Below are 6,524 nucleotides of genomic sequence, written 5' to 3'. Positions count from 1 at the left end.
TCATGTAATAGTATATGATTGTAGCTCTCAAAATGAAGAAGTTATTAAAAAAAATTTTGGAAACTTTGAGGAAAATGCTTCAAAATAACGCAATACCATTGATTATTACAGAAGATCCTGTTGTTTCAAAAGTGATAATGGAAATAATATAAGAGGTGGATATTTATGGAATATATTTATGATACGAAAGATTGTTCTATTAAATTTACTAGTAATGAATTAAAAGAAATTTTTGAAATTGATAGTGAAAATTCTCCTAACGTTTCTGATTTATCTTCTGAATTAGTTGAATATATTGAGAAATATGGACTTGAGGAGAAATTGGTAAATAAAGTGTTTTTAGATAAAAGTTATTTTAGTTTTAAAGAAAAAGAAAGCAAAGCTGATGATAAAAAGATATATTATGAAATAGATTTGGATAAATTAAGGGAGATTTTCAAGAGAAAAACTGAGTCTATAAGAAATGACATAATATCAAAATTTTTATTAAGCGAAAATTTGAATTTTTTAATAGGAAATGGTTGTTCTAGATATGCTGGTTCTAAAACGATTAATGAAAAAAGTAATAACAACTTAAACGAAATATTAGAGGATAATGAAAATGATGAAGGTGATTCTGAAATAAAAGAAGCGGTGAAGAAATTAAAAGACAAAAGACCTGAAGAAGTACTTGATAATTTATTGCAGATTAGAAACTATTATAGAATAATTAAAGAAGAGAAAGATGTCTCTGATGAAGTAGATAATCTCATAAAAGATTATAAAAAACAATTTATAAAAGATTATGTTGAAACTATAGATTATCAAAAAAATGCATATCATAAAATGTTTTTAAAAAGAATAGTTTCAAGAGAAGGGCATTTGAATAGAGCAAATATTTTTACGCTGAATTATGATTTATTAATTGAAAAAAGTGCAGAGGAGTTAGGAATCATAGTTAATAATGGTTTTCATGGTTTTACCATAAGAAAGTTCAATCCTTCCTTTTATAATTTGAATTATTATTTAAAAAACTCTGACGGAATCAAAACTTTTAATACATCAGTAAATTTATTTAAGTTACATGGTTCTCTTACATGGATAGAAGATGAAATGGCTGCACCTTATGGCATTGTTGAAAGACAACCTCTATTCAAAAATGGAAAGTTAAATATAGAAAAAACTGATTATATAATTTATCCAATTCAAACGAAAATAAAACAATCTTTAGATTTACCATATAGCGAATTATTTAGAGCATTTGTAAATTATATAAATAGAAAAAATTCTACATTAATAGTTATGGGATACAGTTTTTTGGATGTTCATGTTAATGATATAATTGCTAATGCATTATCGAATCCAGATTTTAACCTTGTAGTGTTTTCTTATGCTAAAAAAGGAGATAAAAATATACCAGAATTCTTAGAGAAGTTATTTGATTTAAGTCGCGAAGATTCAAGAATTACTATTTTTAGTGGTCCAATATTAGGTAGGTTTGAGTATATTGTTGAGTATTTGATTCCATATTATACAGAAAATAATTTTGAAGAGATTTTTATTAATACACTAAAGAAATTAAAAGAAGGAGATAAAAATGCTTGATATAGCTGTAGAAATAGGGAAAATTGTTGAGATATCAGGTATGAAAATTTTAGTGGAAGTTACAGAAAATTCTAAAATAAATAAACTACAGAATAACTATGGAAATAGTATTTTTCCCATTTCTCTAAATAAATTAGTATTTTCAAAATTACCAAATAACAAAAAAATTATAGGTAGAATAATAAAGATTTCAGATAAAAATCTTTTTAAAGGAAATACTTTGGAGCATTATGATAAAAATAAGTATATTTTAGAAATCCTTTTAATGGGAATATATGATGAATATATAAATAGATTTGATACGGGAATAAATACATTTCCACTTATTGGAACTAAGGTGTATTCTTTACCTGAAAAGCTAGAAAAGGAGATATTTTCCAAGAAAACAAAAAATTATCTTGAAATAGGTAATAGTTTTAATAATTCTTCTGTAATTGTTAAATGTGATCCAGATATTCTATTTGGAAAGCATTTAGGAGTATTTGGAAATACAGGAACAGGAAAAACATGTACTATAGTTTCGATTATTCAAGGATTAAAAAAAGGAAGATTAAATGTTAAAGATAATAATAAAAACATTTCTCCTAAAATAATAATATTTGATTCTAATAATGAATATGAAAATGCATTTAAAGGCAATAATTTTAAAATTAGAAAAATTTCTAAAGAAGAAATAAAGTTACCACATTATTATTTAAGTTATACAGAATATTATAAATTTTTGGATGCAAGTCCTGGTGTGCAAGCCCCTGTTTTGAAAGAGGCTATAGAAAACTTGAGAAAAAAAACAAATGAAGGAAAATCTTTTTATTTTGAAAAAATATCTAATGAAATTGATGAAATAACAAAGAATAGATCAAAAAAAGATAATAATAAAATAGATGAATATATGAAAAATCGTTGGGATGGTTGGATGGGTACATTATTATATAGAATAGAAAGAATAGTAGAAGATGAAGTAATTTTTAAAATTTTAGAGTATGAACCTGAAAAGAAAAACATAATTGAAGAAATTATGGAAGATATTGACAATGAAATTTTTATTATAGAGGCAGATTTTGATAAGGATGAATTGGATATTATTGTTTTTCTTTTTAGTAAGATATTATATAAATTAAAGGTTGAAAATAAGGATTATAAGAATATAGTTTTGTTATTTGAAGAAGCTCATAGATATATTAATGAAGATGATAAAAATGATTATAAATTAGGAAGTTATTATATTGAAAGATTGGCAAGAGAAGGAAGAAAATTTGGAATAAGCTTAATAGTTTCCAGCCAACAACCATCAGAATTATCAAAAACGATAATTTCTCAGTGTAATTCTTATATTATTCATAGAATTACAAATAAAAATGATTTGGAAGTAGTTTCTAAAATAGTTGGCGTGAGTAATAAAAATTTATTGGATATTGTTCCTGTGTTAGAAAAACAAAATGCATTAGTTTTAGGAGAAGCTTTTATTATTCCCGAAATAGTTAAAATTTTTGATGCTGACCCATTACCATTAAGTCATGATCCTGAAGTTATAAAGAGCTGGAGAAGTTGAAGACTCAATCTAAATTGGTTAAAATGTATTTTTCAAGTGAACGGAGGCTCTTTCCGATAAAACTTGAAGTTCTTTTATTAAATATAATGTATCCTATAGGTTTTTATTATATTGTTCTATATTATTGGTTCAAAATATTTTATATTAACATTTTTAATCATTTTTATCAAATAAGAACAGAAAGAATCAAAAGAAAAGTAAAAAAATAAAATTCTTATATGGTCTTACTCCAAATAGGTGGGTATACCGAGTTTGACTAAAATAAATAAGAATGTTTCTAGTTTTGATATCTACCATCTTTTCAATGCATTTGTTTTAGTATATTAATATAGATTAAAATTTTGTTGGATATTTTGGATACCTATACAAATGGAGGAATTTATGATAAAATTATAATATGTAAAACAAAAGTTATAAAAAATTGACTCAATAATAAAAAGATCAAAAAGTTTAACCTTAGAATCTGTGTTTTCTTTTGATAAAGAGAGAGTTTTTATTGAAAATATCAATGATGAATTTTTCTTAATAAAAATTCATGAAATATTTTATGAATTTGAATTAGAGTTTTACAAAAGAAGTTCAAGATATAAAATTGTAAAAGATAAATTGATTCAAAAACTTAAATTTTTTAGATCTGAAGAAAAGAGTAAAAAACTGAAAGAAGATAAATTTCTTGGTGAGGGAAAACTCATTATTTCAAGAGAAAATAATGGTAAAATAAAAATAAACCTTGAACGTCCTGATGATATTCCTATAAAAGAAGATAGTATATATCCACAATTTTTTATAAAAGAAAAGTTATCTAATAATACTCTTTTGATTAATACTCCTTATTTTATTATTCCATTTCCTTTGATAGAAGGTTTTGGAGATATTTCGATTTATGATTTTGATCCAAAACTGCCAAAAAAAGCTATTCCAATTACAGGAAAAGCCGAATTAGAGGAGGATGGAAGTAACTTATCAATCATTCTCAATAATATTATAAAAAATATAAATAAAAAAAAGAAGCTTTTTAATCTTGTAAAAGACATTTTGCCATTTATATCTAATCTTGACGTAGAAAAATTAGCAGAAAAGTATTTTAAAAATAATTATATACCTGCATCTTTGATCTCTGATGGAACTATAAATATAATAGCTCTAATTATAACCTTATATTTTGAGAAAAAAAACTTAACTATTATTGAAGAACCAGAACGGAATATTCATCCTTATCTTATTTCAAAAATGGTAGAAATGATGAAGGATGCTTCACATAAGAAGCAAATTATTGTTACTACCCATAATCCAGAAATAGTAAAATATGCAGATTTAAATAGTATTTTATTTGTTTCTCGTGATGATAAGGGATTTTCTACAATCTCCAGACCGGCTGATAAAGAAGAAGTAAAAATATTTTTAGAAAATGAAATAGGAATTGAAGAACTATTTATTCAGGATTTACTCGGGGGGTAATTTTATGAGTTTTAAGCAATTATATATTTTTGTTGAAGGTGAGGATGATAAAAGATTTTTTGACAATATTATAAAACTTGAATTATCCGGGAAATATGATTCGATAAATATTATAAGATATGCAAAAATGAAAAAGGAAAAGGAAAAGGTTAATAATTTTATTATAAGCATAAAAAAAATGAATGCAGATTATATTTTTGCTCACGATATTGATAATACAGTTTCTACAACAAGCAAAAAAATTGAAATAAAGCATATGTTGAAAAATATTGAAAATTCCATAGTTAAAAATACTGATGAAATTACAAAGGAATCGTTTAATAATATGATTTCTGATAGATTTGATTCACGTATAACTTTTATGATCGAAATTTTAAAAAATTTTTCTATTAAAATTGCAATTCAAAAAAACAAATCGTTTAAATATTTTATTGAGAAAATGAATATCATAGCTGATTAAAATATACATTGAAAAAACTAAAAAATAAAACAATTGGTTCCTTTGGATTTTAATGAATAACAATATGGTTTTCTAATTGATTAGATCAAAGTTTATGAAGAATGGTTATACAAAAGAAATTTTAGATGTTATAGATATACAAGTAAGAGATTGTCTCAATAATTCGGTGGCAAAACCGGGGATTTTCCCCGGTTTTTATTTAGTTGATTAAATCAAAGAGTTCGTTGGTTGTTGTATCAACGACTGTTGCATTATCTTTTTCATATCCTGCTGGAATACAAAAGGTAGTGGGAATAGATTGGGAATGAAGTTACTGAAATGTGATATAATTCAATTGTGGAGGTGAAAACGATGAAAAAATTACCAAAATGTAAAAGCAGAAGAATTAACAAACTTAGGACGAAGTGACCTTGTAATAGATTTTGATGAAAGGATATATCTTTTTGAAATAAAAGTGGATAAAAGTGGATAAAAGTGGATAAAAGTGCAATTGATGCAATAAACCAGATAAAAGAAAAGAAATATTATGAAAAATACAGAGGAAAAGAAATATATATAATAGGGATAAACATCCATTCAGAAAAAAGGAATATTGAAAATTATATAATTGAAAAGATATAAAATCTAAAATTTTTAATCCTATTACTCGCCGTAGCGTGAATAATTGCTTTGCAATTATTCAGATGTTTTTTATTAATATCTATTTTTAATCCTATAACCCGCCGTAGGCGTGTAACCCCGGAGGTGAGATAATGAGAAGATTCTGCACAAGTGGTCCCGTTGATAAAAAAACATGTTATTATGTGGAAAGACCCGATATAATGAAAGAGGCATTAGATCATATAGAAAATTGGAGATACTTTACAGTATCAGCACCAAGACAAAGTGGAAAAACAACATTGTTAAAAGATATAGTTGAGAAAATAAAAGATAAATATTTAACAATATTTATTTCATTTGAAAGTTATGGAGAAAAAGGAAAAATTGAATTTTTAAGGACGTTTGTAAAGGATATAAATCGTTCATTAAAAGGTTTGTATGGTAAAATTATTGATTTAATTATACCAGGAAGTATAGATGATATAAGAAACTTAATTGAAGAGATAACAGAAAAAGAAGGAAAAGAAATAGTATTAATGATAGACGAATTTGAAAAATTGAATAATGATGAAATAATGAATGAATTTTTGCATGTAATACGAAGTATATATCATGATAGAAAAATATATGGATTAAGAAGTGTAATATTAATAAGCGTAGGATACTTAAGTGGAATATTAGAAGACAATGCTAGTCCATTCAACATAGCAGAACATTTAGAAGTGCCATACTTTACCAAAGAACAAGTATATGATTTACTTTCACAACACGAAACAGAAACAAGACAAATATTCGAAGAAAAAGTAAAAGAATTAATATGGCATAACGCAGCAGGACAACCAGGATTAACCAATGGACTTGCATATGATTTAG

General features: G+C 25.0%; 6 protein-coding genes. All 6 read left to right on the top strand.

What is annotated here, in order from left to right; translation table 11 throughout:
• Positions 1-165: 165 nt before the first annotated feature.
• Positions 166-1,584, top strand: a complete 1,419-nt coding sequence (locus X274_RS09870) for an SIR2 family protein (protein WP_052913288.1) — start codon at positions 166-168, stop codon at positions 1,582-1,584.
• Positions 1,577-3,133, top strand: coding sequence for an ATP-binding protein (locus X274_RS09865; protein WP_047266665.1), 1,557 nt, complete (start codon positions 1,577-1,579; stop codon positions 3,131-3,133). Before X274_RS09870 ends, X274_RS09865 begins: the two co-directional genes overlap by 8 nt.
• 465 nt (positions 3,134-3,598) lie before the next feature.
• Positions 3,599-4,591: an AAA family ATPase gene (locus X274_RS09855; RefSeq protein ID WP_052913287.1), complete on the top strand. Its 993-nt coding sequence runs from the start codon at positions 3,599-3,601 to the stop codon at positions 4,589-4,591.
• Positions 4,592-4,595: 4 nt separating this feature from the next.
• Positions 4,596-5,051: a hypothetical protein gene (locus X274_RS12195; RefSeq protein WP_047266663.1), complete on the top strand. Its 456-nt coding sequence runs from the start codon at positions 4,596-4,598 to the stop codon at positions 5,049-5,051.
• A 474-nt stretch (positions 5,052-5,525) separates the two neighbouring features.
• Positions 5,526-5,672, top strand: coding sequence for a PD-(D/E)XK nuclease domain-containing protein (locus tag X274_RS11865; protein WP_255350160.1), 147 nt, complete (start codon positions 5,526-5,528; stop codon positions 5,670-5,672).
• 131 nt (positions 5,673-5,803) lie between these two features.
• Positions 5,804-6,524: AAA-like domain-containing protein (locus tag X274_RS09845; RefSeq protein ID WP_047266662.1), on the top strand; the 721-nt coding region annotated here is incomplete at its 3' end.

Source organism: Marinitoga sp. 1155, assembly GCF_001021175.1.
Classification (GTDB): domain Bacteria; phylum Thermotogota; class Thermotogae; order Petrotogales; family Petrotogaceae; genus Marinitoga.
The sequence above is the reverse complement of the archived record's forward strand: the minus strand, read 5'-3'. Positions and strand labels throughout refer to the sequence as shown.

Coding starts and splice junctions, on each gene's coding strand:
- X274_RS09870 (WP_052913288.1), top strand. CDS start 166: ATGGAATATATTTATGATACGAAAGATTGTTCTATTAAATTTACTAGT.
- X274_RS09865 (WP_047266665.1), top strand. CDS start 1,577: ATGCTTGATATAGCTGTAGAAATAGGGAAAATTGTTGAGATATCAGGT.
- X274_RS12195 (WP_047266663.1), top strand. CDS start 4,596: ATGAGTTTTAAGCAATTATATATTTTTGTTGAAGGTGAGGATGATAAA.